Origin of the sequence: Halorubrum sp. SS7 (genome assembly GCF_005435055.1) — an archaeon.
GTDB classification, from domain to species: domain Archaea; phylum Halobacteriota; class Halobacteria; order Halobacteriales; family Haloferacaceae; genus Halorubrum; species Halorubrum salinarum.
On sequence record NZ_SGXV01000232.1, the window covers coordinates 1 to 592 of the forward strand.

The 592-nt window shown below is 69.6% G+C and carries 1 protein-coding gene; it reads left to right on the forward strand.

Annotated features, from left to right (window positions below; genetic code table 11):
* A partial coding sequence (locus tag EXE44_RS17795) for an ABC transporter permease (protein WP_137718036.1) occupies window positions 1-592 on the forward strand: 592 nt, incomplete at both ends.

Here is a 592-nt window from a genome sequence, read left to right on the forward strand (position 1 = left end):
GTCTTCTCGACGAGCACCGCGACGTCGACGGCGCGGCTCGCGGCGCCCATCGTGCTCGCCGGGCTGGGCGGCATCTTCGCCGAAAAGTCGGGCGTCATCAACATCGGGCTGGAGGGACTGCTCATCATCTCGGCGTTCGTGTCGGTGTACGCCGCGTCGGTCGTCGGCATCGGGAACGCCGTCCTCGGCGTCCCGGCGCTCGCGGTCGGGTTCCTCGCCGGCATCGCCGCGTCGACGCTCCTGTCGGCGCTGTTCGCGGTCGTCTGCATCGAGTTCAAGGCCGACCAGATCATCGCCGGGCTGGCCGTCTGGCTCATCGCGTTAGGGCTCGCGCCGTTCATGTCGACCGTGTTCTTCGGCGGCGTCAACACGCCGAACCTCGGCGCGAACGTCGGATGGCGGTACTCGACCGCGATGGTGATCGTCGCGACCGTCGGCTCGTGGTGGCTGTTGAACCAGACCGGCTTCGGGAAACACCTCCGGGCGGCCGGCGAGAACCCGAAGGCGCTCGACACGGTCGGCGTCTCGGTCTCGAAGGTGCGGTACGCCGGCGTCCTGCTTTCGGGCGTCCTCTCCGGGGTCGGCGGCTCGG